Here is a 26323-nt window from a genome sequence, read left to right on the forward strand (position 1 = left end):
AGAGTGAATTTTCTTGTGGAACAGGCCGAAAAGCCTGTTGCTAAACAAGTAATTGAGAATGGTGCAACATCTCAGTTGTATGAGACTAATTGGTGAGCCATCCCAAATCCGTATTTCTGAAATACTATTTTAGCCCGATCGCCCGCCAAAAAGTCAACAAACGCTTTCGCAGCAGCCGGATTGCGGCTGTTTCTGATAACTGCCAGCGGATAAACAATGGGCGAATGCAAATTTTCGGCAGCCGTTAGCCGCACAGTTACTTTGTCTGAGGCTGTGGCGTCAGTTGCATAAACTATACCAGCATCAACGTTACCGCTTTCGACGAATGTCAGCACTTGGCGGACGTTATTTCCTAGCACTAATTTTGGCTGTATTTGCCCCCACAATCCAAGTTTATTTAGCATTTCCTGAGCGTATTGTCCGACAGGTACGCTCTTGGGTTCGCCGATCGCAATTTTCTTGATTCTGGCATCTGCCAACTGTTTGAAATCCGTCAAAGCAACACCGTTTTTGGGAGTAATCAAAACTAGGCGATTTGTCAGCAAATTGCGGCGCGTGTCGTTAATTAGTAGGTTAGATTGCTGCAAAGCATCCATTGGGTTGGTGGCGGCGCTGAAAAATACATCTACCGGTGCTCCCTGCTGAATTTGCTGTGCGAGGGCGCCGGAAGCACCAAAATTATAAGTAATAGTAAAATTCGGATTACTGCTTTGATAAACAGTTTTGATTTCCCCTAAAGCTTTCGAGAGGCTGATAGCAGCGGATAGGGTTAAGGACGTTTGCTTCTGTGTTGTTGTTGGGGAAACGCTTTTAAACAAGTTCCAAGCAATCAGCAGTGTCAGCGCTACAGCGGCTGCGACGATCGAGTTGAAAATGCGTTTTCTTTCCACAAGGCTGTATTATAATTTGCCCTAGGGCGATCTACACTATCTGTAGTAGTAAGGTGCGCCGTGCACACCTTACAAGTAGATTCTGTTTGTCCAGGATTATCATCTTCTAATGACTGATGACTGCTGACTAATGACTACGATCGCCATTTGACGGAACAGCCTATCGCCTCTGTAGTTGAAGGCTCAACGGGTTGACTGTTGAGCAATTGGTCGATCGCACTTCGCAGATAAGAAACCTGCACCGCCGCCGGATCGTCACCGTTGTCGTCAATTAAACCTTTATAGCGCAGTTTGCCGTCTTGGTCTAACAAAAAAACCTCCGGCGTTTTAGAAGCCCCAAAACTTTCAGCCACATCTTGAGCAACATCCCGGATGTACGGGAAGTTGAGTTGATTGTTGGCGGCAAAAATTTTCATATTCTCAAAACTGTCGTCGGGATACTGGTTTGCATCATTAGCATTAATCCCGATTAAAGTAACATCTCGAGCTTGAAAATCTGCTTGAAGTTCTTTCATACGATTGAGATACAACTGCACGTAAGGGCAATGATTGCACATAAATATCACCGCGATCGCCCGAAATTTTTCTAAATATCGAGCTAAATGGTGAACTTCGTCGTCAACTCCCGGCAGTTCAAAATCGGGAGCGTAGCCGTTAATGGGAGTACCCGTTGTATCCATTAGTAAACTCATGTTTTCAGGAGGTGAAGAGCAGTATTTGCCAGCATGAAAGATGAAACAATCAGCACGAATAAAATTGGCTGTTGTTTAGCTTTAGCTTAATTCTAGCCTTGCCAACAGCCTATTGTGATTCGTGCTTCGCGATTTATCCCTCGTCTGGCTTTAGCCAACCTTGAGCCAGAGCTTGGTATCCAATAAGTTTGTATGCTAATTTGGCGGCGGTAAATTCTGAGACTACAGAATCTACAATAGGTGCTAATTCCATAATGTCACACCCGATTACTTCGTAGGACTCGAAGATGCGGCGCAAAAATGCGGTGAGGGAATACCAATTTAACCCGCCCGGTTCGGGTGTTCCCACCCCTGGAATTAAAGTCGGATCGATGCCGTCTAAGTCGATCGTCAAAAATACTCGCTTAGTTGTTATGCTGGCAATTGCCCGATCTGCCCAATCCGGTTGAGTAGCGATTTCTCTGGCTCGAATCACGTTTAGCTGTTTTGCTTTAATCAAGTCTGCTTCTTCCTTGCAGATAGCGCGAATCCCGATTTGCAGTGTCGGTAAGCCCATATCTACAACACGTCGCATCACGCAGGCGTGGTTGTGAATCGATCCTTCGTACTCGTGCCGCAAGTCGCCGTGGGCATCGATTTGCACGACTGTGAAAGGTTCATCCGGGTATGCTTGGCGATAACCTTCGACAACGCCGGCAGTGATGCTGTGTTCGCCTCCGAGGGAGATCACAAATTTATTTTCGGTAACTAGCTGGTAGACTGCTGCTTGGGTGACTTGCAGCATTTCTGAGGATGAAACCCGTTGACTGTTGCGAGTATCGGCGATCGGCTCTTGTGTATAAATTCCGACATCGTAGCAAACTTCGGAATCCAATTCTTCGTCGTAGCACTCGAGTTGATGAGAAGCTTCTAGAAGTTTAGCGGGCCCGTTTTCGCACCCCCGGCGGTAAGTGGTGGTAGCTTCGTAAGGAATTGGTAAGATAACTACTTTAGCAGTGTCGTAGTCGGGTACAATTTCGGAACCGAGAAACGGCACGACGGAAGTTGGGGCGATCGTTGGCATAGGGGAAATTTCAATAAGGCAAAAAATTCAGCACTTTTAATGGTGGCATAATAGCGGCTCTAACTGCAAAGAAGAAGGAAGAGGATTTAACCGCAGAGGGCGCAGAGGGCGCAGAGGGAGGAGGGAATGAAGGTTTGCGATTTATGTCTCCGTGGTTGCCTCGAATTGCGATACGGTTTGTAGTAATGACGGAAGTCCTTCCAACTCTTAAATTTTCACTTTTTTACCTATATGACTTCTTCTACGTTAACTGCTGCCCGGCCTCAAACTTGGCTGTGGAAAGGCTTTCCGATTTGCTACCAGGCTGCAGGTTCCCAGGGGCCTGCGGTGGTGTTTGTTCACGGTTTCGGTGCGTCTTGGGGCCACTGGCGCAAGAATTTGCCGGCGCTGGCTGCTGATTGTCGGTGTTATGCGATCGACCTCATCGGTTTTGGCGCTTCTGCTAAACCCGCGCCCAAGCTTGAAATTGACTATACTTTTGAAACTTGGGGACAGCTAATTGCTGATTTTTGTCGGGAAGTTGCGGGCGGGCCGGCTTTTTTGGTGGGAAATTCGATCGGCTGTGTGGCAATTATGCAAGCAGCAGTGGATTTTCCCGATATTGCTGAGGGCGTAATTTTACTCAATTGTTCCCTGCGCTTGCTGCACGATCGCAAACGCGCCGAATTGCCTTGGTATCGCAGTTTTGGAGCGCCAATTGCACAAAAAGTTTTAAATGTCAAGTGGATAAGTCAATTATTTTTTAAACAATTAGCAACGCCGAAAACAGTAAAAAAAGTGCTTTTGCAAGCATATCGCCGTCCTGAAGCTGTTAGCGACGAACTGGTAAATATGCTGCTGGAACCTGCTAAAGACAGCGGCGCAGTGGAAGTATTTGTAGCATTTATCAGTTATTCTCAAGGCCCGCTACCGGAGGATTTGTTGCCTCGTTTAAGCTGTCCGGCTTTGATTTTGTGGGGGACAGATGACCCTTGGGAGCCGATCGCATTGGGGCGAGAATTGGCAAAGTTTCCGGCTGTTGAAAAGTTTATTCCTTTGGAAGGCGTAGGTCATTGTCCCCAGGATGAAGCGCCGGAATTGGTCAATCCTATTTTACTCGATTGGATTAAAGAGCGATCGAGATTTGCCGAAAATCGGCCCCTTTAATCAACAAAAAAATAGGCACTTTAGCTAAGCGAGCGGGTTAACTTAGAATTGAGAGTTTTTAGGAGTTGAAGTGGGAGCTATATTTCCGCGATCGCGCCATAGCAACAACGGAATGCTTAACGTTCCTAAAATCATTACAACTCCAGTTAGAATCCAAACTAGCACACGATTTGGGCGATAATCACCTCGCTCAATTTGCCAGAAAACTCGATTATAACGCCATGCTGCTAAGGCAATCACCGCAATGCCAAAAACTACCAGACTCAGCCCTAAAGTTTCTGAGTTGAAGAAGGGAGGGGAGGAAACTTCTTGCTGAGTCACTGTAGCTTGAAATTGACGGAGAAATAAACTGAACCGACTGATTGCAAACCCAAAACCAATTAAAGCCAGTGAAGTTCGCAACCATGCAAGAAACGTGCGTTCATTTGCTTGATGTTCCCGCTGTCGGTCTATTTTAGGACCGTTGTTCATCAACCCTACCTTTATAAAATATTTTAAGCTTTCCCTCGTTGATTATTGTTTCAGTTCAGGTTGCGGAGGGAAGTATCGGTATTGCGATCGTGATTCATCATCACTCAAAAATATAGTATCAGTAAATCGACAAAAAAGCGATCGCCTCCATCTCTACCAACAGAAAAGAAGAGGACACAGCATTGCTGTGTCCCTACAAATACCCTAGTTAAAATCCAGTTTAAAAAGACTTAGCCGCACTGCCGGACTGAGCCTTTTGCTCCAACCAATCCTTACCCAATCTAATTGTCACGTCGGACTGCAAAGAACCGGTACTCTCAACCAGCACATCTCCAAAACCCAAAAACTGGCGAATCGCTTGAGCACCTTTAAGATCGCCTTGTTGAGCTACTAGAGTAGTTACCTCCAGCGGTTCGGGCCAAGCTTTATAAACCTGAACATTCCGATAACCCGCTTGAGTCAAATTATTGACAAAAGCTTCAACAGCCGATGGATCGCCGGTACTATCTTGAATCGCCACTTTCAGAAAAGTCGAATCAGCATTCTCAATTGTCCAAGTATTTTGGCCGAAGTCAAAATGTTCCGCCACCATAGTTTCGATGGCATATTGGTCTGGCAACCAAAAACTTGCCTTGTAGTCCTTAGAATCGCTAAATTTGCCGGGAACCATCAACATCTGCACGCCAGCGCGATCGGTTTGAGTAGCAAAACCAGCCAAAGCCACCAATTCTTCTATACTCAAATTCGTGTCAAGGTGAGACTGAATCACCGATAAAATCTTCGGTAGTCGAGACAGCAAACCTACATTTACTTCCTGTTCCACAAAAGCCCGCATCAACAATTGTTGGCGCTGCACCCGCCCGATGTCACCCAAATCGTCGTGCCGGTAAAGCAAATATTGCACGATTTGTTCGCCGTTTAGTTTCTGCTTGCCAGCCTTTAAATCTATATATAAATGCTGACTGTGATCGGTATACTTCATGTCTTTAGGGACATTAATAGTAATGCCACCCAGGGCATCGACCAAACTTTTTATGCCATGAATATTAACTGTGACATAGCGGTCAATTCCCACACCGCCCAGGAGTCCGCTGACTGACTTCGCTGCCGAAGCCGGGCCCCCGTGGTAATTAGCTTCGTTTATTTTCACCTCCCCTCTACCTTCAACATAGGTGCGGGTGTCTCGCGGAATGGAAAGCACGCTTAACTTTTTATTTTGAGGGTCAAACCTAACCAACAGCATGGTATCGGTTAAGCCCTTAAATGAGTTTTCCCAAACCTCGTGTCCGACATCTTTGTTGACACTTCCTTCGATGTCAGAGGTCAGAACTTTAAGTCCTAAAACTAAAATATTAACTGGGCGAGTCAGCTCTGGCATCTTCATGTTGAGCTTTGCCATGTCGCCTTGAGAAAATACTGCCGCTTCTTCAGGGCTCAACTTTTGTTGCTGAAGCGGCGTTGTGGAAAGGGAGACGGCTAGCAATGCTCCGGCTGTGGCTGAGAGCATGGCTACTCCAGCCAAACCAAAACCAAAACCCAGCCAGCGGCCTCGATGGGGCTGGGAAGCTTTTTTGGTTGCAGGTTGAGCAGTTGATTGTTGGATAGGGTCTTGATTAGGAATTTTTTGAGCTGGCACTGGCTTCCTCACACACAACAAAAATAAAAAAGATAATGGCAATATGTAGTATCAAGCTGAAGACGCACTCAATCAATAGGGTAGGGGCTTAAAAGAACCCTAAATTATGATAAATGTTTGCCCACTACTTGCTCGGCTACCCGACTAATTCCGGGCAACCATAGCGGTTGACGCTTCCAGAGGCGAACCATCAGTCCCAGAGCAACGATGAAATAGCTGGTTGTTAGCAGGCTACTCATTAATAACATGGGAAGTGTCGGAGATTCCGCAGAAATCGCTCCAGCTTCTAAAAGAATATGTCCTAAGAGCCAACTAAAAGCAAGGGCAATTGCCAAGCGGCTGATGGCTTTGCGTTCGGGACTACCCTGACGGCGGTAAAGAGTCCACAGGGCGGGGAAAAAGCCGATGACTGGGATCATTAATACAAACAGACTGGCACGATCGAGTTCAGGATTTTCTAAGGGATCGGTTTTTTTCATAATTAGCTACTCAAAATTTGCAGAAGGTCGGATTTTGCACACAAGTTATTTGTTAGAGGGAAAATTTATATCCTAAACCAAAATTCGGATAGCAGGGCTGGTGCGATCGCAAAACTTGTCTATCACAGGCAAAATTTTTCGGTGCTGGGGATCTCGCGATCGATCGTTGGCAACTTTTCGACCCGGAGACCCGTATTTTGATAAACTGGATACAGCACAGCAGTCAGGAGAACAGACTTAGCCATGACCCAATCCCAAAAACCCATCGTTATTGCTCCATCCATATTATCAGCCGATTTTAGCCGTCTTGGAGAAGAGATTCAGGCTGTCGATCGAGCTGGGGCTGACTGGATTCACGTAGATGTGATGGACGGTCGCTTTGTTCCTAATATTACTATCGGGCCGCTGATTGTTGAGGCAATTCGCCCTGTTACTACCAAGGTGATCGATGTCCACTTAATGATTGTGGAGCCGGAGAAGTACGTGGAGGACTTCGCTAAGGCTGGTGCTGACATTATTTCGGTTCACGCGGAACACAATGCTTCGCCTCACTTGCACCGCACCCTCGGCCAAATTCGGGAATTGGGCAAGCAAGCTGGTGTGGTTCTGAATCCTTCGACGCCGCTGGAGTTGATCGAGTACGTGCTGGAACTTTGCGATTTGGTGCTGATTATGAGCGTCAATCCCGGCTTTGGCGGTCAAAGTTTTATCCCGGCTGTTTTGCCGAAAATTCGCCAGTTGCGTAAAATGTGCGACGACAAGGGCCTCGATCCTTGGATTGAGGTAGATGGCGGTTTGAAGGGGAACAATACTTGGCAGGTTTTGGAAGCGGGCGCAAATGCGATCGTCGCTGGTTCTGCTGTGTTTAAGGCGAATGATTACGCAGGGGCGATCGAGGGTATCCGCCACAGCAAGCGCCCGACTCCTGAGTTGGCTGCTGTTTAATCAAAGATTTTTCGAGTTTTTCGGGTTTTTCTCGTTCCCAGCCAAAGCAGGCTGGGAACGCATTTTTAGACTCGGTTTCCAAGACTCAGGAATTACTTATTTCGAGACAGAGGCGAGAATGCTTTCCATCTCAGAAAGCTCGACCGCCCCGGAGAAAGTTTGACCGTTCATAATAAAGAAGGGAGTGCCTTGAATGCCCAGTTGTTGAGCGAGTTGCACGTCTTTCTCAATGGCGGCTTCGGCGGCGGGGCTGTTGCGATCGGTGTTAAATTTATCTAATTTTAGATTGAGCTTTTGGGCGATCGATGCGTACAATGGCTCGCCTAACTCTTTCTGCCCTTCAAACAAAGCCCTGTAATATTCCCAGAATTTGCCCTGCTGTTGGGCAGCCCAAGCTGCTTTAGCTGCTGGCAGCGCTTGAGGGTGAATAGAAGTCAAGGGTAAATGCTTGTAAGCTAAAGTAACTTTGTCCTGGTGTTTTGCCATAAACTGCTTGACGGTATCGTGAGCGCGCGCGCAAAACGGACATTGAAAGTCAGAGAATTCTAAAAGTACAATCTGCTGCGAAGCTGAACCCGTGCTGGGAGAATCCCCGATCGAAGATTTGGGATTAGTTTTCATCTCCTGCAAAAATGATTGCTGCGCTGCTTTGAGAGACTGCTGCTGCTGTTGCTGGTACGCTTGTACCGAATCTAAAATTGCTTGCGGGTTTTCGCGGATAATCTGCAAAACTTGCTCTTTTAACTTGGGATCGACTGAATTGCCAGCCGCTGACTGGGCGGGGGAACAACCGATAAATAGGAGGCAACCTGCCAGGAGTGCAGCCAAGCAGAAGGCTTGCTGGCTGCGGATTCTTCGCCAAATAGTAGATATGTTCATCTTTTTCGATCATTCACCAAATAACGAGACGGAAGCCCCGGGCTTTAGACCTGGGGAGGAAGTCGCCAGCGGTTTCAACCGCCTTCAATATTTTACATAACTAATTGAAAGGTTGTGTTAGAATTAAATTGTAAGTAAGAACAATCATCTACGTGTTGAAACACTCTAGTATCGGAGAAATCCCGGCACAGTGAGCCACCACTACGATCGTAGTAAGCCTGTATAACTGACAAGTAACGGCAGAGTGTGAAGCGTACCTATCTGGCGAAAGTGATGGACTCCGAAAGCAAGCAAATACAATTTAAAAGTAAGCGCAATTGCAATACCTTTTGTACTGGTAGTTGTTTTGAGCGTCTAGAGGTGATTTGATGACGCCTTTGAGAGTCCCTTTGTGGAATACGTCAAGAATCCTCGTGGCTTCAGCCCTGGGGAGTATCAAGGCAACACTTAATCCTACATTTAATTTTGCCGAGTGTCAGGTGTGCCGCTGTTGACTGCTGTGCAGCTATTTTTATATGTGACGAATAATTAGTAATATCAATTCCGGTGGCATCGGAATTAATCTTACCCGAAATCAGGACACGGCAGTGCCGTCTCCCTACAATTAATCGCGGTAGGGAAACGGCACTGCCGTGTCTTCTATATCATTCCGACACCACCGGAATTGATCTAATTGCAATCAAAAAGATTGGCAGTCAAGAGTGAAAGTGTTTGCTCGATTATTTGCGGTTGTTGAGCCATTTAGCGGCAACTATTCCCAAAATACCAGCAACAACTGGATTTCCCAAAAACTTCATCAAACTCGGCTGTTCTGCCAGCACTTCTTGGAAAATATCCGGGTGATTGTGATAGGTGAAGGAGGCCAGCTTGGTAACATCGTCAGCATTCATGCGGCTGGCGTGGTGGGTAGAAAGTCCTAGCTGCTTTTCCAATTGGCGATCGTCCAATCCTCTCTTGCCCAAATGCTTGAAGAATTCCCGCGCTACATCGTCGCGTTCGTTTGGCTTAATTTGGGCGATCGCCTTTTGCAATTCTGGTTCCAACTGAGCCGGCGGGAGCGAGTCGTGATTCAGCGAACGCCCAAATAATTGTTTGCGCTGAGCCGGCGAAGTTCTCTGAGCAAAATCGTCAAAATTTTCGTAATCTTCACCAGTTGTCTCCGGCATCATTTCTCGATCGCCCTGGGCCAAATCTTTCATGATTTGACTCTTGTAATTATCGCTGCTACTCATGGTAACTCTCTTCCAATCTACACAACATTTCAGTCTTAAATTGAGATTGTTTCGCCTTCAAAAAACTGCGGAATATTAAACCGCCACGCGGCTATCATTTAAGCTTGCTAACCGGTCAAGATTTGTATTCAATCTGATTTGATTGCTGGTCGTACTTAGCAGTCAAAATCAGTTTTTTGTCAGGAGCGTAAACCAAAACACTTACATCCTGATTTGGGAAATTCCGGTGAAAACCTTGTGCTAAAGATTTCGCCAAATCTTTCACTTCAGTCGGGCGGACTTGCGGGGTAATTACAACTCCCAATTTGTTATTGTCGCGGACGTAAGCATCCTGAACCAAGCCCTGAGCCGTCTTTGTTACCCATTGACCAAAATCTTGACCTGCGGCGGTATTGCCACGTTCTAGCTGGGCGTAATAACCCTGACTGCCACCAATTGCTACAGGTACATCAGTCGGTTTTTGGGCTGAAACGCTGGGCGCGCACGCAGTAGTAACTGCCAGCATTAAAACCAAGAGTAAGCCCGCAATCATTTTGCGACTCTGCTGCAATAAACTCACCTTTTTTCCTCCCTTCTGAAAACAACTTGAATACTTGAAAGGGTCAGGTTGCTCGACCCTCTCAATTAGTATTAGGCTTAGTCTAGTTTCTTTTTGAGCTCATCTTTTACATCTTCGATCGCGTGACCCGCTTCAGCTTTTGCCTGCTTGGCTTTGCCTTCTGCTTTATCCTTCGGGTCGCCAGTAACATTACCTAGGGCTTCTTGAGCTTTGCCTGCGATGTTGTCGCCAGTTGCATTTGCTCTATCTTTAGTGCTCATGGGTTTCTCCCTATCTGTATCTCAGACATTTTTTACTTAATAAACTCATCATAGGTAACTAGGGGCTGCGTTGCACTCTACCTCTAGGAAGAAAGAATAAATAACAAATGGAATATGGAATATGGAATATGGCATAGGGAACAGTTATTTGCAGTCTTGAACTAACTGCGACTTTCATACTTAATTATTGTTTTTTTACCGTTTCTGCTGGCTGCAATCAAGTATTTTTGTAAAAAACTGCTGGATGGTCGCCCGTGCGTCCAAGACTATTTTTTTAAACCCAAAAGAATTTATACTTTTAAAATTTTATTTAATTCGGTCTTAAAAAGGCGGGTGTGGGCAAGACCCCATCTTACCCACACCAGAAAAAAAACCTATTAGTTTTAATTTACCTTGTGATGACATTCTTCATCTATTTTGTGCTGAAGTTCTTCTTTCAACTGTTCGACAGCGCGCATAGTTTGAGCATTTTCTTGTTTTTGCTGACCGAGGGCTTTTTCTGTTTCCTCGCCGAGCAATGTTTCCTTTGATTTTGGTAGCGTTACTTGATTTTCGCTGCCAGTGTGGGTCGCATTTTCTTCAATATTCATTTGTCTTGACCCTATTGTTTGCAAAATTTATTTTTAACCAGGCTAGTTACAAGTTAACCTTATATTTATAATAAGGGAAATCATGAAGGCTTCCCTCTGTCTGAAGGGAGATAGGGGCTGGTGAAGAGTTTTGAGTTTTGAGTTTTATAGTTAAGATAAATTACGGAAAGTTCCATGAGCCCGAAAGGAGATAGGGGAAGGGGAATAGTGCGTGAGATTGCTTGGTGAGTCGCAAGGCGCGGGCCGTGAATGAGTAGGGGAGAGGTATGAGGGCAGGGCTGTTTCATTGTTAGGAAAACCAGCCTTTTGACTCTTGTCGTGCGCTGAATGCCGACCCGATCCATCCACGATTTGTTAGGGATTTGGTGGGATTGGGGCTCTTCACGAGGGGATTGGGGCAGCCACGGGGGGATTGCCCCTACAAGAGAATGAAACAGCCTTGGGGAGGAGGGGGGGACAATTTTTCTGCGGCGCGCGCGATGGCATTAAGTGTCGAATGTTGTTGGATGAGGCTCTTTGGACATCGGTAAAAGATGAAGAGAGAAATAGGCGACAGATTTAATGCAGACTTAAGTCAGATGTAGAGCAGTTTGACGGTTAAAATCAACAGGGGGCCGCAATTGGCAAGTTTGGTGCCGATCGGGTTAAATAATCTGCTAAACAAGAGTGAGCGTCAAGGCTAACCTCCAGCAGGATCGAACTAAAATTTCTGTTATTAGTAAAAAAAAATATCTAAAACCCTATGGGAGCAAGGAGCAGTAACCCCCTCGAAGCAGCCGGCCCGACTCGTGAGCCGATCAAAATAGGCGTGTTGCATTCGCTGACGGGCACGATGTCCATCAGCGAAATTTCAGTTAAAGATGCGACGCTGTTGGCTGTTGAGGAAATTAATGCGGCGGGAGGGGTGCTCGGACGCCCCTTGGAAGCGGTTATAGAAGATGGAGCCAGCGATTTGCAGACTTTTGCTCAAAAAGCTAAGCAATTGCTCCTAGAAGCGCAGGTGGCGGTGGTATTTGGCTGTTGGACTTCGGCGAGCCGCAAAGCTGTACAGCCGGCTTTCGAGCACGGCAGCGGGTTGCTGTTCTATCCGGTTCAGTATGAAGGGCTAGAACAGTGTCAGAATATTTTCTACACTGGTGCTGCCCCGAACCAACAGATTGTGCCTGGGGTGAATTACTTGCTGGCACAGGGGAAGCGGAAAATTTTCCTGTTGGGTTCGGATTATATCTTTCCCCGCACGGCAAATCTGATTGTGAAAGCTCAACTGGCGGCACTGGGGGGAGAGTTGGCGGGGGAAGTTTATCTGCCGCTGGGTTCGAGGGAAGTGGGCGAGGCGATCGCACATATCTTAGCAGTGAAACCCGATGCTATTCTCAACACTCTCAACGGCGATAGCAATGTGGCTTTTTTCCAAAAGTTGCGGGAAGTTGGCGTGAAACCCGATGATTTGCCGGTGATGTCGGTCAGCGTAGCAGAAGAGGAAGTGCGGGCGATCGGGCCGTCCAATATTGCGGGACACTTGGTGGTTTGGAACTATTTTCAAACGGTGGATACATCAGAAAATCGTAAATTTGTCAAGGCTTATAAAGCCCGATACGGGGAAAATCGAGTCACGGATGACCCGATCGAAGCGGCTTATTTGGGCGTTTACCTGTGGAAGCAAGCAGTAGAAAAAGCTGGTTCCACAAATGTGGTTAAAGTCAGGGCGGCTGCTAAAAATATTGAGTTTGCAGCGCCTTCGGGCAAGGTAAAAATAGATGCCCAAACTCAGCATACCTGGAAAACAGTGCGGATTGGTAAGGTGAGGTTGGACGGTCAAATTGAGGAGATTTGGAATTCCGGCGCACCGGTTGCGCCAGATCCTTTTCTCAAAGCCTATCCTTGGGCGGCGGCATTTGCTCCGAGGCAGATTTCTTTGGGAACTCGGGCTTCTTTGAGCGGGCTGTTTGTCATCTTGGTACTGATAACTTGGATGGCGGTGGGAGTCGGGTGGATGGGTTCTGTGGATATGAAGAACTATTTGCTGGCAATAAAAGCTGCCTCAGCTCCGGGGGCGGGGGTTTCTGAGACAGCAATGGGGGTGCTGGTGCAGCAAACTCTCTTTGTGGCGAGCCGCACTCAGCACTGGCTGCTGGGGGCTTTGGTTTTGAGTTCGATCGCGGGGATAGTGGCTTTTGTGTCTGTGTCGGCAATTATTCGGAATCTCGGCTTGCTGCGGCAAACTGCCGAACAGATGGCAAGCGGTGATTTGACGGCTCGATCGCCTGTGGTTTCTAATGACGCGATCGGGGTGCTATCTTCTACTCTCAATACAATGGCTCAGCAAATTAGCAGTTTGCTCAACGGTTTGGAAGTGCGGCAGCGGCAGCTAGAGGAACGATCGGAGGAATTGGAAGTCGCGAAGAATGCTGCCGAAGCTGCCAACCGGGCGAAAAGCACTTTTTTGGCAAATATGACTCACGAGTTGCGGACGCCCTTGAATGCGATTATCGGCTACAGCGAGCTGCTACAAGAAGAGGCTCTGGAACTTGGCGAAGAAGAGTTTGTGATGGATTTGGCAAGCATTAATATGGCAGGCAAGCAGTTGCTCAACATTATTAGTGACATCCTGGATATTTCTAAAATTGAAGCAGGAAAGATGACTCTTTTCTTGGAGACTTTTGAGGTGTTGGATTTGATCGAGCAGGTTGTCACTACTGTTCAACCGACGCTAGGGAAAAATGGCAATACTTTGATCGTCAATTGCGATCGCAATATTGGCACGATCTACTCCGATTCGTCGAAGCTGCGGCAAGCGCTGTTAAATTTGGTGAGCAATGCTGCTAAGTTTACCGATCGAGGCAAAATTACGATTAATGTTTGTAAGGAAGAAGGGGAGGTTTTGCCGCGCGGCAATTCCAAAGAACTCTCGGCAGATCCTTCTCGCTGTCAACAGCCTTCGATCGTGTTTCAAGTAACCGATACCGGCATCGGCATGACTGAGGATCAGGTGTCGAGGCTGTTCGGAGCTTTCGCTCAAGCGGACGATTCTACTACCCGCAAATACGGCGGCACGGGTTTGGGGCTGACAATTAGCCGGAAGTTTTGCCAGATGATGGGCGGAGACATTACGGTTGAGAGCGAGTTTGATTGCGGTTCTAGTTTTACGATCCGGTTGCCGATTGCGGTTGCAAGCCCGAAAGAAGTGCAGGAAGATCGAGAAATCCCAGAAATTCAGACAGAGTATTCCGAGGAGTTAGAAGCGAAGCCACCAGAAGTGCGATCGCAACCGCTGGATCTGCCCGATGCTGCTACTGTCCTAGTGATTGATGACGATCCAGATGCGCGGGATTTGATGACTCGCTGCTTGTCGAAACAGGGATTTCGGGTGCGATCGTCGGCTAGCGGTCAAGGGGGGCTGCTGTTGGCTAAGGAGCTGCTGCCGGACGCGATTCTTCTGGACGTGATGATGCCAAGTATGGACGGCTGGGCGGTGCTGTCGGCATTGAAAGCCGATCCAGATTTGGTTGATATTCCAGTGATTATGATAACTTTTTTGGACGACAAAAATCAGGGTTTGGAATTGGGAGCGGCGGAGTATTTGAGGAAGCCTGTGGATTACAAGCGCTTTGCTGCTTTATTGAGTAAATATCAGAGTCTGGGGAAGTAGTTAGTTGACTGTTTGCTGTTGACTGTTGACTGTAATTATTACAGTTCTGGACGCCACAAATTGTTATATCTGCTATTGATAAGGGTAAGGTGCGTCGCCCGGAAAAATCTGCAAGTTTCATTTCTCATCTGAGGGCGACGCACCCTACAGATTAGCATTTCACTTCAAGAGAAAACCGCTATACATCCTTCTCAATTACCAATTACCAGACGTACCTCATTAAACCCAGAAGTGCTATGGTTATTGCTTATTAGTAGCAGGTAACAAATAAGAAATAACAACAGTCAACAGTCAACTGACAACGGTCAACTGACAACAGTCAACTAACAACTAACAACTGACTAATTAATCTAAGAAGCCCATTAATGTCGAGCTATCGTCAATTTCGTTTGAGGCAATAGGGCGGTTTCCTCCCATTGTGGAGTAAACTTCATCAATGTGAAGAGTGCTGATGGCAATAGGGCGAGCACCGGACATACTGAACATTTCGCTGACTTGCATGGCGCTAGAGCCGATCGGGCGATTGCCGAGTGTAGCAACCACTTCAAAATCGCTGGATTCCACCGGGCGATTGCCTACAATGCCGTAGGTTTCGCTGAGGTGCAGGGTGCTAATGCCGATCGGGCGGTTCCCCGACATCGAGACGGTCTCGCTGATGGTAAAATCGTCTGGGCCGACGGGGCGGTTGTCATGCATGAGTTGCGGCCGATAAAGTTGGATTCCTGTTGCTTTGGCATCCGTGGGTTCTGTCGGTTGGCTTTTGGAACTGCCTTTGCCGCGGCGGGCGAGTGCTTTGCCTTTGCCTGTACCTGTGCTCCTCGTATCCATAATTCTTTTCCTCGCTTATTACTGTTGATTGCTGGGTTCGGACAACTGCTTTTGTGGGCTTTCTGCTTTCTATTTGGGCCGATGATTAAAATAATATTACCAAAAACTTGGGTTTAAAGCCCCGTCCTTATAGGACGGCTTTGTGTTAGACTTTTAACGTAGCGAGTTCTCACGTAAGATGTTCGTTTTAGAATTCAAGGCTAAAGGCAAACCAAATCAGTACGCAGCAATAGACGAGGCAATCAAAACTGCTCAATTCGTTCGGAACAAGTGCATCCGATTTTGGATAGACAACCGAGGAGTAGGGCAAAAAGACTTGTATCGGCACAGCACTGCGCTCAGAGAAGAGTTTGCCTTTGTCAAAGATTTGAATTCTAGTGCTTGCCAAGCTTCTGTGGAAAGGGCTTATTCTGCGATTGCTCGGTTCTACGACAACTGCAAGAAAGCCGTTCCCGGAAAGAAATGCTATCCGACTTTCAAGAAAAACAGTCGGTCTGTTGAGTACAAAGTCAGCGGTTGGAAACTTTCAGAAACTCGGAAGCAAATCACATTCACTGACAAAAAGGGAATTGGCAAGCTCAAACTAAAAGGGACGTGGGATCTTAACTTCTACCAAATCGATCAGATCAAGCGAGTTCGCTTAATATGTCGTGCTGACGGCTACTACGTTCAGTTGGCAATCAGTGCTGATCACAATGTAGATACAACGCCAGCAGGTAAAACAGTTGGATTGGACGTGGGCTTGAAAGAGTTTTATACAGACTCCGACGGTCATACTGAACCAAATCCCAAGTTTTACCGAACAAGCGAGAAACGGTTGAAGTTTCGACAGCGACGTGTTTCTCGCACAAAGAAAGGCTCTGCCAACCGAAAGAAAGCAATTAATCGATTAGGGCGAGTACACCTCAAAATAAGCAGGCAACGTGAAGAACACGCTAAGAGACTAGCGCGTTGCGTAATCCAATCTAACGATTTGGTCGCCTACGAAGATTTGAGGGTTAAGAATCTTGCAAAGAATCACTGTCTGGCTAAATCGATTAACGATGCTGGTTGGTATCAATTCAGGAAGTGGTTGGAATATTTTGGCGTAAAGTTTGGCAGGGTAACGGTTGCTGTCAATCCTGCTTATACTTCGCAAAAATGTTCTAACTGCGGTGCAATCGTCAAAAAATCCCTATCCGTAAGAACCCACGTTTGTGAATGTGGATTTGTTATGGATAGGGATTGGAACGCCGCGATTAACATTCTGAAATTAGCCTTGAGTACGGTAGGGCATACCGGAACTTGGGTCAAAGACCCGAACGCTTTGGGAGATTCGACCTCTACTTTGGCTGGAGAAATCCAGTCGCAAGCAAGTTGAGTCTGTGAACAAAGAATCCCCTCGCCTTGATAGCTGGGGAGTGTCAAAAAGTCTAACTATTTTCTTAGAGAAATTGCAGAATATCTGCATTTTTGTTAAGATTTATGGGTAATAGCTACATTTTCCTATGGTAACTGCGGCAGCATCTTTTCAATTGCAAGCGCCCTTCCAGCCCACAGGCGACCAACCGCTAGCGATCGAGCAACTTGTCAAAGGCATCGAAGCTGGCGATCGATTTCAAACCTTACTCGGCGCCACAGGTACGGGTAAAACCTTCTCCATTGCCTCGGTGATTGAAAAAATCGGCAGACCCACCTTAGTTCTAGCACACAACAAAACCCTGGCAGCTCAACTGTGCAACGAACTGCGAAATTTTTTTCCGAACAATGCAGTCGAATACTTTGTCAGTTATTACGACTACTACCAACCTGAAGCATACATTGCCGTCACCGATACTTTCATTGAGAAAACGGCAGCAATTAACGACGAGATAGATATGTTGCGGCACTCAGCCACGCGATCGCTCTTTGAACGCCGCGACGTAATTGTAGTTGCTTCAATTAGCTGCATCTACGGTTTGGGAATGCCTGCAGAATACCTGAAAGCGGCTATTCCTTTGCAAGTAGGAATGGAAGTCAACCAGCGGCAAGTTTTGCGAGATTTAGTTAACGTCCAATACAGCCGCAACGATATAGATTTAGGCAGAGGCAAATTTCGCGTCAAAGGCGATGTTTTGGAAATCGGCCCCGCTTACGAAGATAGAATTATTCGCGTTGAATTCTTCGGTGACGAAATCGATGCCATTCGCTACGTTGACCCCGTAACAGGTAAAATCCTGCAAAGTACAACGGCTTTAAATATCTATCCAGCGCGCCACTTTGTCACGGCAGAAGATAAATTAGAGGCAGCTTGTCAAGGAATAGAACTCGAATTAGAAGACCGACTGGCAGAATTTGAAAAACAGGGTAAACTATTAGAAGCTCAGCGGTTGGAACAGCGCACTCGCTACGATTTGGAAATGCTGCGCGAGGTAGGATACTGCAACGGAGTCGAGAATTATTCGCGGCATTTAGCAGGGAGAAATGCGGGGGAACCGCCAGAATGTTTGATTGATTATTTCCCGAAAGATTGGATGTTGGTGATAGATGAATCTCACGTCACAGTGCCGCAAATTCGGGGGATGTACAACGGCGACCAAGCGCGGAAAAAAGTATTGATAGAACACGGTTTCCGCTTGCCCAGCGCGGCAGATAACCGCCCTTTAAAAGCAGAGGAATTCTGGGCAAAAGAGAATCAGTGCATCTTTGTTTCTGCTACGCCTGGGGATTGGGAAATGGAGATATCTGAAGGCCGAGTTGCAGAGCAAGTAATTCGCCCTACCGGAGTAATAGATCCGACAATTTTCGTGCGCCCCACGGAAGGACAAATTGATGATTTGTTGGGGGAAATTAAGGATAGAGTAAGTCGGGACGAGCGCGTTTTGGTGACGACTTTAACGAAGCGGATGGCGGAAGATTTAACCGAATATTTGCAGGAAAGGGGAATTAGAGTGCGGTATTTGCACTCGGAAATTCAGTCGATTCAACGCATCGAAATTATCCAAGATTTGCAGGATGGTAAGTTTGATGTATTGATTGGTGTTAACTTGCTGCGGGAAGGTTTGGATTTGCCGGAAGTTTCGCTAGTCGTAATTTTGGATGCGGATAAAGAGGGGTTTTTGCGATCGGGACGTTCGTTGATTCAAACGATTGGAAGGGCGGCGCGGCACGTTCAGGGACAGGCTATTTTGTACGCGGATAATTTGACGGATAGTATGGTTAAGGCGATCGACGAAACGGATCGACGCCGGGGGATTCAGCTAGCGTACAATAAGATGCACGGGATTACGCCGCAGCCGATCGCCAAAAAGCGATCGAGTAATGCGATTTTGGCATTTTTGGATGTGTCGCGCAAGCTGAATTCTCAGCAGTTGGAGGAGGTTTACGAACAGGTAAACGAGTTATCTTTGGATGAGATTCCTCAGTTAATCGGGCGGTTGGAAGCGCAGATGAAGGCGGCGGCTAAGAAGTTGGAGTTTGAGGAGGCGGGTAAATTGCGCGATCGGATCAAGCATTTGCGGGATAAGCTATTGGGACATTAAGGAAGAGTGGGAGGATATGATGTTCGATCGCATTACCTTCGATCCAAAAATTATGGGAGGAAGAGCTTGCATTCGAGGAATGCGAATTACTGTTTCTTTGGTAGTGAGTTTAGTGGCAAATGGGATGAGTGTAGAGGAAATTTTGGCAGCTTATCCCTATTTGGAAGCAGAGGATATTAAAGCTAGTCTCCAGTATCAACTCTCAACGTCAATGCTATGAATGCACCCACTCGTTTAGAGTTTCCCATTGCTAAGGCGCAATATCTCTTCAGCAGTGCCACGGAAGCAGGAGTAGGCGGAGATAAGCAGAAATTCTGGCGGGAGGTGATGGGGTTTGAGTCACCGGAGGCGATTCGAGACGCAATTATAGCCCAAATCTCGCTAGAATTGTTACAGCCAGTCGGACAGAATGACTATGGAGAACGCTACCAAGCTATTATTTTACTTACAGGGCGATCGGGAGTATCTTGGCAAATCCGTACAGGTTGGATTGTTTTATTTGGTGAAGATATTGCTAGATTTGTTACCGCATTTCCTCAACGCTTTGGGAGACAGCAATGAGCAAATTTCAGTTATTGGATGCAGTGACTTTAACCGAAGCAGTCGCCCTCGCTGATGGCGAGATTGCACCGCCACAAACAGCCGGGACAATTGTTGAGGTTTTCAAGAACGGTGAAGCTTATTTAGTAGAATTATTTGGGGGATGGGTGAAAGCAGAAGTTGGCGGGGATTTTGTGCCTGCAACTCAGGATGAACCGGGCGCATTTATGGAAACGATTGGTGTTGAAACAGTTTATCCGCATCAGTTGCAATTAGTAAAATCTGCCGATGAAATGATGGGGATTCGAGAGCATTTACTGTCGGTTTTAAATAATTTACCTGACGAGTTAGTGGCTGAAGTCTGCGACTTTGCGGAGTTTTTGCAGGAAAAACAGCAAAAAGTGCGATCGTATTAAGCATTTAGGTGAAGTGCGATCGCCTTTTTCCATTCTCCTATTTTTAGGGATGAAAAGGGCGATCGGACTTTTGATGAATTTACCTACATCCCTGTTTAATATTCCTCGTCCGAAGAGTCTTCAATCGAAAGACAATCTGGCGAATAGGGATCTACTCGTTGTCGCAGTTCAAGGTTCTCCTCCTCCAATGAATCTACCTTGTGTTGTAGTTCCTGGTTTTCATCTTGTAAGTAATCTACCTTGTGTTGTAGTTCTAGATTTTCCTTGCATTTTTGTTGATTCTCAATTTGAAGCAATTCGATAGTTTTGTCCTTTGTTTCGATTTTTGTAAGCAGAGTGCGGAACAAGTTTGCTATAGCAGAGAGTGCTATTTCAAATAGCTCACTGAGTTGTCTGTTTTCAGCAATTTGGATGTTAGCCATTAGCTTCTTTGACTAAGTGTTGGGTGGATTGATACTCGCAATTGCAACAAGTAGATTAGATACAGCTAAGCCAGCCAGTAAGCTGACTGGCTGCTGTCTAGGCTATTTTGTTCTCAGTTAATTTCCTGGTTGGGAGAGTGCTGATCAATCCACCCGAGAATGTCCTTATTAGCCATACCTTTGAAGTACGGTTTGTGTTTTATACCTTGACGCTCGGCTAGCTTCAAGGCCCTCGCAACAAGCCGACGCTCTGGCGGTGTCTTCCTTTGACTATCTTGATGAAGCTGATTAACCAGATGGGCTAACTCTTTAGCTTGAGGATGAGGAAGCAGTGCTATTACTAGCACTAGCGAATCTTTGTGTGCTATCATTTTCTTAGTTATTAAACAACAACGTGACGCATTTGTAATAAGGCGTCATCTTTTTTAGATTATAGCTACTAAAAATTCACATGACAAGTGTTTCTACTCCTAATTTTAAAATTAAATTTGATGTCAAACTCGTTGACATTGTTTTAGGAGTAGGGTATAATATGTAATTTTTTTATCTAACCGTTTTCAACAAAATCTAACCGTAATTAATGATTAAGCCGAATAAATCCTATAATATGAAAAATTGCCGCACAGTGTCAAGTGCTTTTATCCGAAAAATCCCAGCGCTGGGATTTTTGACTTGAAAAATTGTTGAGTTCGGGATTCTATGGCCACGATCGCTCCTCTCTCCCATTTCCTCTGCGTCAATAGCGATCGCCCAAAACATCCTCTTTCATTGTGGTACGGACGAGACGCCCGTACATGATTTGTGGTACGGGCGAGACGCCCGTACATCATCTGCGGTTGAAATATTCATTGACAACAAAAAGTGCGATCGCCAATCCCAGCGCTGGGATTAGATTTTAAACAAGGTTAAAATATTCATTAACCACAAAAAGGTCGATCGCCCAAAACACCACCAAAACAAACTACTTGCTCAATACCGCAGCATCCGAACTGCTAGCAAAAGCCGGACTAATAAACTCGTCCTTCTCTTCCAGCGTGATGTAACCCTTATCTACAGCTAGCTGCATCACTTCCTGAAGAAATCCTCTGAGGGTATTTAATACTTGAGTGCGATCGAACTCAAAATGCTTTTCCCAGCCCGAAGTTCCAAACTTGCTCAAAGTACAGCTAATGCGATCGTCCGTAGGTAGCAACGTAATAATAAACCAACTCTCAGAAAAAGTTATTACTATTTTTTGACCTTGTGATAGCTTAGCAATTTCCTTGGGAAAGTAATTGTCAATCATCATACAGATATCTGGATCTAAAAATACCTCTTTTTGAGCCTCACCTATTTCTATGAAAACTTTATGGTTGTATTCAAAACAGAAACATCGCCATCCCATTTCAAAATGAGAAAGCTCTCCCAATGGATCTTCAGGAGGATCTGCGTAGTTTTCTAAGAAACGCTCGGATAATTTAAAATTAAATTTTTGACTGCTATTCATCGCTGTTCATCCTAAACAATATAAAAACTTAATAAGTTGGGTTTCGTTTCGTGACCTCAACCCAACCTACTAATACCAAATTCGCGGTAAATTTGGCCTCTATTTCTTAGTCCGCGAAGGCGGACTTTGTTTGTGTAGTAGCGGTGGCAACCGCCGATAGAGGGAGTAATAAACTTACGGTGTCGGATTCGGATACTTAGCGTGCACCGCATTGATTTCCGCTACGATCTCCTTATCCAAATTCACATCCAAACTACCGATATTTTCCTCCAACTGTTCGAGACTGGTTGCACCGATAATTGTGCTAGTCACAAACCAGCGCGATCGCACATACGCCAAAGCCATCTGCGCCGGACTTATCCCATGTTTCCCCGCAATCTCAACATACGCTTTCACCGCATCATTCAGATTAGTTTTATCGTAACGCTGACCGAATCCCGCAAATAAAGCCAACCTTGAATTTTCGGGAATTCCCTTCAAGTATTTACCCGTTAACAGCCCAAATCCCAAAGGACTGTAAGCCATCAATCCCACATTCTTAAAGCGGCAAGTTTCTGCTAAATTTAGGTGAAAAGTCCGATTGCTCAAACTGAAAGCATTCTGAATCGAAACAACTTTCGGCAACCCGTGTTTTTCCGCCAACGTGCAAAACTCGCAAACTCCCCAAGGCGTCTCGTTACTCAAACCCAAATAGCGGATTTTTCCAGCTTTAATTAAGTCAGCAAATACCTCTAACTGTTCCAAAATTGGTACAGTTTCGTGTTCTTGGGCGATGTCGTAATCCGGCGCACCAAATAAGGGCACGTAGCGATCGGGCCAGTGGATCTGATAGAGGTCGATGTAGTCAGTTTGCAAGCGCTTCAGGCTGTCATTCAGGGCTTTTTCGACATTTGGGCGATCGATCTGATTTTTCCCTTCCCGAATCCACTTTAAGCGAGTGCTTCTGCCCGCCACTTTAGTCGCTATAATGACTTTATCCCGCTGCTGTTTCGCCAACCATTCCCCGATATATTCCTCGGTTTTTCCCTGAGTTTCCGCCTTTCCAGGGACAGGATACATTTCTGCCGTATCGATAAAGTTGATGCCTTTGGCGATCGCAAAATCGAGCTGTTCGGCCGCTTCTGCAACGGTGTTCTGCTGGCCATAAGTCATCGTACCCAAACAGATTTCAGATACTGATAAGTCACTGTCGCCTAGTTTTTTGTATTCCATGAGTTTGATTGCTGGAAAATTATCTGATTCTATATTACCGAAAAAGTTTTATTTAATTGACAACTCCAGAAAAGTGCGCGAGGCTTTCTCCTCTCTTCCTCTTTTCCTCTGCGCTCTCTGCGCCCTCTGCGGTAAAAAAGAAATTAAAATATCTCCGCACCTAAATGTTAATATAAATAATTCGTATCCCTCTGATGTATGAGTAGTCGCCCGCCAAAAGTTCCATTTGTCAACCTCTCCCTCCAACACCAACCAATCCAATCTCAAATAACAGAAACCCTTGGAAAAATTATCGAGCAAGGAGATTTTATTTTAGGTCAAGCCCTCGCCGAATTTGAAACAGCATTTGCAGCAGCTTCAGGAGTAAAATACGGCGTAGGAGTGGCTTGCGGAACAGATGCGATCGCTCTGGGACTCCAAGCTTGTGGCATTAATCCGGGCGACGAAATTATCATACCCGCTAACACTTTTATCGCCACCGCGATCGCCGTCCTCCAAGCCAAAGCTATACCTATTCTTGTAGATTGCGACCCGGAAACCGCCCTGATTGACCTCACAGCAGCCGAAACAGCAGTTACCTCGAAAACTAAAGCAATTATCCCAGTACACCTCTACGGTCAAATGGTATCGCCCCGGCAGCTTTTAGATTTTGCAAACCGCCACAATTTAATTATATTTGAAGATGCCGCCCAAGCGCACTTAGCCCACAGAGAAGGATACCGCGCGGGTTCCTTTGGAAAAGCAGCAGCATTCAGCTTTTATCCCAGCAAAAACCTCGGTTCTTTTGGCGACGGCGGGATGTTAATTACTAATGATGCAGAGCTCGCAGACAAAATGCGAACTCTCCGCAATTACGGAGCACCCAGCAAATATTTGCACACAGAAATCGGTAGCAACAGCCGCCTCGACAATTTGCAAGCCGCCGTGCTCAACGTTAAATTGCCTTACTTAGAAAAATGGAATCGCGATCGCGCCGAGGCCGCCCAGCACTACAATACTCTACTAGCACCATTGAAACACAAAGGCATTGTACCGATCGCCAACCACAGCAGCAGCGGTCACATTTATCACCTCTATGTTATCCAAATTACTGAGAAAAGCTCGTTAGCGAAGCCCTCGAAGAGGATCGACCGCAACACCCTCCAGGAAAAACTCGCCCAACACGGCATTGAAACAGGTATACACTATCCCGTACCTTGTCACCTGCAACCCGCCTACCAAAACTTAGGCAATCCGGGCGACTTCCCCCACGCAGAAACCCTGTGCCAACAAATTTTATCATTGCCAATGTATCCCGGATTGAGCAATACTCAGATCGAGCAAGTTGTTCGGGCGATCGTACTATCATTGAATTACTAAGAGGGCTATTTCATTCTCTTGTAGGGGCTGCCCCCCGTGGCTGCCCCAATCCCACCAAATGCCTAACAAATCGTGGATGGGTCGGGTCGCCATTCAGGGCACGACAAGAGTCAAAAGGCTGGTTTTCCTGAGAATGAAACAGCCCTGGAATTACTAATTGTTCATAAAACTTATGCTACAGGTGTTTCAAGCAGTAGGGTGCGGTTTTCAAAGCGTTTCTGTGGCGAATTAACAAATCTTTAACTCACAGTTTAAAACCCCAAAGCGTTGCGACTCCTGCGCGGCAATCTTAAAACTTCTCAAACCATGCACATCCAGCGCAAAATTCGCATTGTTTTCAAGCGATACCTCCTGGGGGAAGGTATCACGGTGCTCCTAGTGCTGCTGTACGCCCCCCTGCTAGTACATTGGTACGACGGCTGGCTCAACAAAAGCATCAGCCTCGAACACGAATATTTCAGCCACGGACTAATTGGTTTGCCCTACGCAGCTTATATTGCTTGGATGAACCGAAAGTGCTGGCGCAGCTTACCCAACTCACCGCATCCTTTGGGAGGCTTTTTGCTGGTACTAGCCACGCTTTTTTATCTGAGTCGCTTGAGCGATTTAGTAAATTTATCCCTGCCCGTAATGCTGGCCAGCATTTGCTTATCTTTAAAAGGAATTCCCGGCTTGCAATTGCAGGCGATGCCGCTTTTATTCGTATTTCTGGCCTCGCCAAACCACATTCCTTACCTTATAGAACCCTACGCCTTGCCATTACAGCAATTCATTGCTGAAGCATCAGGCTGGATATTAATTAAGGTTGGTATCAACGTGAGAGTGGAAGAAATTTATCTGTACGTAAACGAGCGCATTGTAGAAGTTGCTCCGCACTGTGCAGGCTTAAAAATGCTGTTTACCAGTCTTTACGTCAGCTTAATTCTGCTGGATTGGACGGGAGTTTGGAACTCTCGCAAAAAAAGCCTTTTGTTTTTAGTGAGTACATCCATTATTAGCATCACTTCCAACATTTTTCGCAATACTTTGCTAACCTACTTTCACGGAACCGAGAGAGAGGCGCTTTTTACTTGGCTGCACGCCGGATGGGGCGGAGATTTGTATTCTGCTTGTATACTAGGGTTATTGGTACTTGTCCTCAACGGGATGGAAAAGTATTTCCCAAGTCAGTCTGGCAATTAATGAAACAGATGATTTCAGCACAGAAACTACTGCGGCGGTATCAATTATCTAAAATTATGGTACTGGTGTTTTTGCTGGTATTAGTTGGGGCAGTAGCAATTCCCGGCTACGCGACGGGAAGATGGCCTTGGACAAACCCGCCAACCCTTGCCAACCTCAAGCAATTAAGAAGTGTCCGCCAAAACGGGATAAAAATTCCTGGGTGGCAGGTTATAGCCGTTCAGAATAACGTCCAAATTGGCGCTCACAGATGGTTAGTTCAAGAAATTAAAAATGATCGAACAATTGCCCTTTTATTGCTGTTGCCTCAAAATTACGCCAAAAACCAGCCCCAAGTGGAATGGCTAGATATCGATGGATTTCACCGGTGGCAAACCGATTCTCATCGCACTTTGAGGTTTACAGTTAAATTAGCACCAATACCCGGCCAGCCACCGCCTAATGTCGAGGCGAGGTTTTTCCGAAGCTGGACTCCCCAACAAACTTTTGCTGTCGTGCAGTGGTACGCTTGGCCTAATGGGGGTTCTCCAACAACCAGTCGCTGGTTTTGGGAAGACAGCATTGCTAGACTGTCGAACCGCCGCGCCTCTTGGGTTGCTGTCAGTATCATCCTTCCCATTCAACCGCAGGGCGACATTAAGATAGCTCAACCATTGCTGGAATCTCTTGCCGAAAGTGTCCAGGCTAAATTAATTACAGAAACTTTTCGGTTTCAGTAAGCACGTAGGTGCAAATAAATCGGCCTAGGGGGTGGGCGAGTTTTGCCACAATCAACTGCTTCCTAGTAAATATCCGGGTTCAACCCGCCCGAAAATATCTTATTGTTTTTTCTCCTCGCTATATTTAGATGAAACTTAAAAGTCAGACCCTTATTCAAAATATTACTT

General features: G+C 46.2%; 27 protein-coding genes. 11 read left to right on the forward strand and 16 right to left on the reverse strand.

Annotated features, from left to right (window positions below; genetic code table 11):
• Positions 1-71: 71 nt before the first annotated feature.
• From modA to speB, 3 genes are all read right to left on the reverse strand, one after another.
• Positions 72-890, reverse strand: coding sequence for a molybdate ABC transporter substrate-binding protein (gene modA, locus QUB16_RS19420; RefSeq protein ID WP_333318564.1), 819 nt, complete (start codon positions 888-890; stop codon positions 72-74).
• A gap of 134 nt (positions 891-1024) precedes the next feature.
• A complete protein-coding gene (locus QUB16_RS19425) occupies positions 1025-1582 on the reverse strand; it encodes a thioredoxin family protein (protein WP_333318566.1) in 558 nt (185 codons plus the stop codon).
• Positions 1583-1715: 133 nt separating this feature from the next.
• Positions 1716-2645, reverse strand: coding sequence for an agmatinase (gene speB / locus QUB16_RS19430; protein ID WP_333318567.1), 930 nt, complete (start codon positions 2643-2645; stop codon positions 1716-1718).
• 231 nt (positions 2646-2876) lie between these two features.
• Here speB and QUB16_RS19435 point away from each other — a divergent pair, with 231 nt between their 5' ends.
• On the forward strand, positions 2877-3791 hold the full coding sequence (locus QUB16_RS19435; RefSeq protein WP_333318569.1) for an alpha/beta fold hydrolase: 915 nt from the start codon (positions 2877-2879) through the stop codon (positions 3789-3791).
• A 42-nt stretch (positions 3792-3833) separates the two neighbouring features.
• Here QUB16_RS19435 and QUB16_RS19440 read toward each other — a convergent pair whose 3' ends face one another.
• The 4 genes from QUB16_RS19440 to QUB16_RS19455 all read right to left on the reverse strand — a co-directional run bounded on the left by QUB16_RS19440 (position 3834) and on the right by QUB16_RS19455 (position 6622).
• On the reverse strand, positions 3834-4262 hold the full coding sequence (locus tag QUB16_RS19440) for a DUF202 domain-containing protein (protein ID WP_333318571.1): 429 nt from the start codon (positions 4260-4262) through the stop codon (positions 3834-3836).
• A 220-nt stretch (positions 4263-4482) separates the two neighbouring features.
• Entirely contained in the window at positions 4483-5898 is a 1416-nt protein-coding gene (locus QUB16_RS19445) for an LCP family protein (RefSeq protein ID WP_333318573.1), read from the reverse strand.
• Between the two features lie 104 nt (positions 5899-6002).
• The gene (locus tag QUB16_RS19450; protein ID WP_333063371.1) at positions 6003-6377 is read right to left on the reverse strand and encodes a hypothetical protein; all 375 of its coding nucleotides are present in this window, start codon (positions 6375-6377) and stop codon (positions 6003-6005) included.
• Between the two features lie 122 nt (positions 6378-6499).
• A complete protein-coding gene (locus tag QUB16_RS19455; protein ID WP_333318575.1) occupies positions 6500-6622 on the reverse strand; it encodes a hypothetical protein in 123 nt (40 codons plus the stop codon).
• Between QUB16_RS19455 and rpe the strand changes: the two genes are divergently transcribed.
• Positions 6621-7322: a ribulose-phosphate 3-epimerase gene (gene rpe, locus QUB16_RS19460; RefSeq protein ID WP_333318576.1), complete on the forward strand. Its 702-nt coding sequence runs from the start codon at positions 6621-6623 to the stop codon at positions 7320-7322. The genes QUB16_RS19455 and rpe overlap by 2 nt on opposite strands.
• A gap of 96 nt (positions 7323-7418) precedes the next feature.
• Here the strand turns inward: rpe and QUB16_RS19465 are convergent, their stop codons facing one another.
• The 5 genes from QUB16_RS19465 to QUB16_RS19485 all read right to left on the reverse strand — a co-directional run bounded on the left by QUB16_RS19465 (position 7419) and on the right by QUB16_RS19485 (position 10842).
• Positions 7419-8201 carry a DsbA family protein gene (locus QUB16_RS19465; RefSeq protein ID WP_333318578.1) on the reverse strand — a complete coding sequence of 261 codons (783 nt, stop codon included), beginning with the start codon at positions 8199-8201 and terminating at the stop codon, positions 7419-7421.
• Positions 8202-8920: 719 nt separating this feature from the next.
• Positions 8921-9433, reverse strand: coding sequence for a hypothetical protein (locus QUB16_RS19470; protein WP_333219786.1), 513 nt, complete (start codon positions 9431-9433; stop codon positions 8921-8923).
• Positions 9434-9548: 115 nt separating this feature from the next.
• Positions 9549-9992, reverse strand: coding sequence for a hypothetical protein (locus QUB16_RS19475; protein WP_333318580.1), 444 nt, complete (start codon positions 9990-9992; stop codon positions 9549-9551).
• Between the two features lie 77 nt (positions 9993-10069).
• Complete coding sequence (locus tag QUB16_RS19480) at positions 10070-10252, reverse strand: CsbD family protein (protein ID WP_333204751.1); 183 nt, start codon at positions 10250-10252, stop codon at positions 10070-10072.
• A 383-nt stretch (positions 10253-10635) separates the two neighbouring features.
• Entirely contained in the window at positions 10636-10842 is a 207-nt protein-coding gene (locus QUB16_RS19485; protein ID WP_333318582.1) for a hypothetical protein, read from the reverse strand.
• Between the two features lie 742 nt (positions 10843-11584).
• Here QUB16_RS19485 and urtA point away from each other — a divergent pair.
• A complete protein-coding gene (urtA, locus tag QUB16_RS19490; RefSeq protein WP_333318584.1) occupies positions 11585-14491 on the forward strand; it encodes an urea ABC transporter substrate-binding protein in 2907 nt (968 codons plus the stop codon).
• 345 nt (positions 14492-14836) lie between these two features.
• Here urtA and QUB16_RS19495 read toward each other — a convergent pair whose 3' ends face one another.
• Complete coding sequence (locus tag QUB16_RS19495) at positions 14837-15319, reverse strand: hypothetical protein (protein WP_333318586.1); 483 nt, start codon at positions 15317-15319, stop codon at positions 14837-14839.
• A gap of 178 nt (positions 15320-15497) precedes the next feature.
• Between QUB16_RS19495 and QUB16_RS19500 the strand changes: the two genes are divergently transcribed.
• The 5 genes from QUB16_RS19500 to QUB16_RS19520 all read left to right on the forward strand — a co-directional run bounded on the left by QUB16_RS19500 (position 15498) and on the right by QUB16_RS19520 (position 19775).
• Positions 15498-16679 (forward strand): RNA-guided endonuclease InsQ/TnpB family protein, encoded by a 1182-nt coding sequence (locus tag QUB16_RS19500; protein ID WP_445251141.1) that lies wholly within the window; start codon positions 15498-15500, stop codon positions 16677-16679.
• 127 nt (positions 16680-16806) lie between these two features.
• On the forward strand, positions 16807-18819 hold the full coding sequence (gene uvrB, locus QUB16_RS19505) for an excinuclease ABC subunit UvrB (protein ID WP_333318588.1): 2013 nt from the start codon (positions 16807-16809) through the stop codon (positions 18817-18819).
• A 16-nt stretch (positions 18820-18835) separates the two neighbouring features.
• Positions 18836-19039, forward strand: coding sequence for a DUF433 domain-containing protein (locus tag QUB16_RS19510; protein ID WP_333102431.1), 204 nt, complete (start codon positions 18836-18838; stop codon positions 19037-19039).
• Positions 19036-19380, forward strand: a complete 345-nt coding sequence (locus tag QUB16_RS19515; RefSeq protein ID WP_333318590.1) for a DUF6883 domain-containing protein — start codon at positions 19036-19038, stop codon at positions 19378-19380. The genes QUB16_RS19510 and QUB16_RS19515 overlap by 4 nt, the downstream gene beginning before the upstream one ends.
• Positions 19377-19775, forward strand: a complete 399-nt coding sequence (locus QUB16_RS19520; RefSeq protein WP_333318592.1) for a DUF2281 domain-containing protein — start codon at positions 19377-19379, stop codon at positions 19773-19775. Before QUB16_RS19515 ends, QUB16_RS19520 begins: the two co-directional genes overlap by 4 nt.
• Before the next feature lie 95 nt (positions 19776-19870).
• On the opposite strand, the gene QUB16_RS19525 is transcribed toward QUB16_RS19520, so the two are convergent.
• The 3 genes from QUB16_RS19525 to QUB16_RS19535 form a co-directional block, all read right to left on the reverse strand.
• The gene (locus QUB16_RS19525) at positions 19871-20197 is read right to left on the reverse strand and encodes a hypothetical protein (RefSeq protein WP_333318594.1); all 327 of its coding nucleotides are present in this window, start codon (positions 20195-20197) and stop codon (positions 19871-19873) included.
• Between the two features lie 961 nt (positions 20198-21158).
• A complete protein-coding gene (locus QUB16_RS19530; protein ID WP_333318596.1) occupies positions 21159-21683 on the reverse strand; it encodes a hypothetical protein in 525 nt (174 codons plus the stop codon).
• Between the two features lie 174 nt (positions 21684-21857).
• Positions 21858-22895: an NADP(H)-dependent aldo-keto reductase gene (locus QUB16_RS19535; RefSeq protein ID WP_333318597.1), complete on the reverse strand. Its 1038-nt coding sequence runs from the start codon at positions 22893-22895 to the stop codon at positions 21858-21860.
• Positions 22896-23093: 198 nt separating this feature from the next.
• On the opposite strand from QUB16_RS19535, the gene QUB16_RS19540 reads away from it, so the two are divergent.
• The 3 genes from QUB16_RS19540 (at position 23094) to QUB16_RS19550 (ending at position 26155) form a co-directional block, all read left to right on the forward strand.
• Positions 23094-24254 carry a DegT/DnrJ/EryC1/StrS family aminotransferase gene (locus QUB16_RS19540; protein WP_333318599.1) on the forward strand — a complete coding sequence of 387 codons (1161 nt, stop codon included), beginning with the start codon at positions 23094-23096 and terminating at the stop codon, positions 24252-24254.
• A 306-nt stretch (positions 24255-24560) separates the two neighbouring features.
• A complete protein-coding gene (crtB, locus tag QUB16_RS19545) occupies positions 24561-25436 on the forward strand; it encodes a cyanoexosortase B (RefSeq protein WP_333318601.1) in 876 nt (291 codons plus the stop codon).
• A gap of 8 nt (positions 25437-25444) precedes the next feature.
• Positions 25445-26155 carry a cyanoexosortase B system-associated protein gene (locus tag QUB16_RS19550; RefSeq protein ID WP_333318603.1) on the forward strand — a complete coding sequence of 237 codons (711 nt, stop codon included), beginning with the start codon at positions 25445-25447 and terminating at the stop codon, positions 26153-26155.
• Positions 26156-26323 lie beyond the last annotated feature (168 nt).

The sequence above is a fragment of the Microcoleus sp. D3_18a_C4 genome, assembly GCF_036702415.1.
Taxonomy (GTDB): Bacteria; Cyanobacteriota; Cyanobacteriia; order Cyanobacteriales; family Microcoleaceae; genus Microcoleus.

Bases quoted from the DNA above. Each gene is read 5' to 3' on its own strand.
- uvrB (WP_333318588.1), top strand. From the start codon at position 16,807: ATGGTAACTGCGGCAGCATCTTTTCAATTGCAAGCGCCCTTCCAGCCC.
- speB (WP_333318567.1), bottom strand. From the start codon at position 2,645: ATGCCAACGATCGCCCCAACTTCCGTCGTGCCGTTTCTCGGTTCCGAA.
- QUB16_RS19465 (WP_333318578.1), bottom strand. From the start codon at position 8,201: ATGAACATATCTACTATTTGGCGAAGAATCCGCAGCCAGCAAGCCTTC.
- QUB16_RS19450 (WP_333063371.1), bottom strand. From the start codon at position 6,377: ATGAAAAAAACCGATCCCTTAGAAAATCCTGAACTCGATCGTGCCAGT.
- QUB16_RS19530 (WP_333318596.1), bottom strand. From the start codon at position 21,683: ATGAATAGCAGTCAAAAATTTAATTTTAAATTATCCGAGCGTTTCTTA.
- QUB16_RS19510 (WP_333102431.1), top strand. From the start codon at position 18,836: ATGATGTTCGATCGCATTACCTTCGATCCAAAAATTATGGGAGGAAGA.
- QUB16_RS19495 (WP_333318586.1), bottom strand. From the start codon at position 15,319: ATGGATACGAGGAGCACAGGTACAGGCAAAGGCAAAGCACTCGCCCGC.
- QUB16_RS19525 (WP_333318594.1), bottom strand. From the start codon at position 20,197: ATGGCTAACATCCAAATTGCTGAAAACAGACAACTCAGTGAGCTATTT.
- QUB16_RS19500 (WP_445251141.1), top strand. From the start codon at position 15,498: ATGTTCGTTTTAGAATTCAAGGCTAAAGGCAAACCAAATCAGTACGCA.
- rpe (WP_333318576.1), top strand. From the start codon at position 6,621: ATGACCCAATCCCAAAAACCCATCGTTATTGCTCCATCCATATTATCA.
- QUB16_RS19425 (WP_333318566.1), bottom strand. From the start codon at position 1,582: ATGAGTTTACTAATGGATACAACGGGTACTCCCATTAACGGCTACGCT.
- QUB16_RS19440 (WP_333318571.1), bottom strand. From the start codon at position 4,262: ATGAACAACGGTCCTAAAATAGACCGACAGCGGGAACATCAAGCAAAT.
- QUB16_RS19520 (WP_333318592.1), top strand. From the start codon at position 19,377: ATGAGCAAATTTCAGTTATTGGATGCAGTGACTTTAACCGAAGCAGTC.
- QUB16_RS19480 (WP_333204751.1), bottom strand. From the start codon at position 10,252: ATGAGCACTAAAGATAGAGCAAATGCAACTGGCGACAACATCGCAGGC.
- urtA (WP_333318584.1), top strand. From the start codon at position 11,585: ATGGGAGCAAGGAGCAGTAACCCCCTCGAAGCAGCCGGCCCGACTCGT.
- QUB16_RS19485 (WP_333318582.1), bottom strand. From the start codon at position 10,842: ATGAATATTGAAGAAAATGCGACCCACACTGGCAGCGAAAATCAAGTA.
- QUB16_RS19550 (WP_333318603.1), top strand. From the start codon at position 25,445: ATGATTTCAGCACAGAAACTACTGCGGCGGTATCAATTATCTAAAATT.
- QUB16_RS19515 (WP_333318590.1), top strand. From the start codon at position 19,036: ATGAATGCACCCACTCGTTTAGAGTTTCCCATTGCTAAGGCGCAATAT.
- QUB16_RS19470 (WP_333219786.1), bottom strand. From the start codon at position 9,433: ATGAGTAGCAGCGATAATTACAAGAGTCAAATCATGAAAGATTTGGCC.
- QUB16_RS19455 (WP_333318575.1), bottom strand. From the start codon at position 6,622: ATGGCTAAGTCTGTTCTCCTGACTGCTGTGCTGTATCCAGTTTATCAA.
- QUB16_RS19435 (WP_333318569.1), top strand. From the start codon at position 2,877: ATGACTTCTTCTACGTTAACTGCTGCCCGGCCTCAAACTTGGCTGTGG.
- crtB (WP_333318601.1), top strand. From the start codon at position 24,561: ATGCACATCCAGCGCAAAATTCGCATTGTTTTCAAGCGATACCTCCTG.
- QUB16_RS19540 (WP_333318599.1), top strand. From the start codon at position 23,094: ATGAGTAGTCGCCCGCCAAAAGTTCCATTTGTCAACCTCTCCCTCCAA.
- QUB16_RS19535 (WP_333318597.1), bottom strand. From the start codon at position 22,895: ATGGAATACAAAAAACTAGGCGACAGTGACTTATCAGTATCTGAAATC.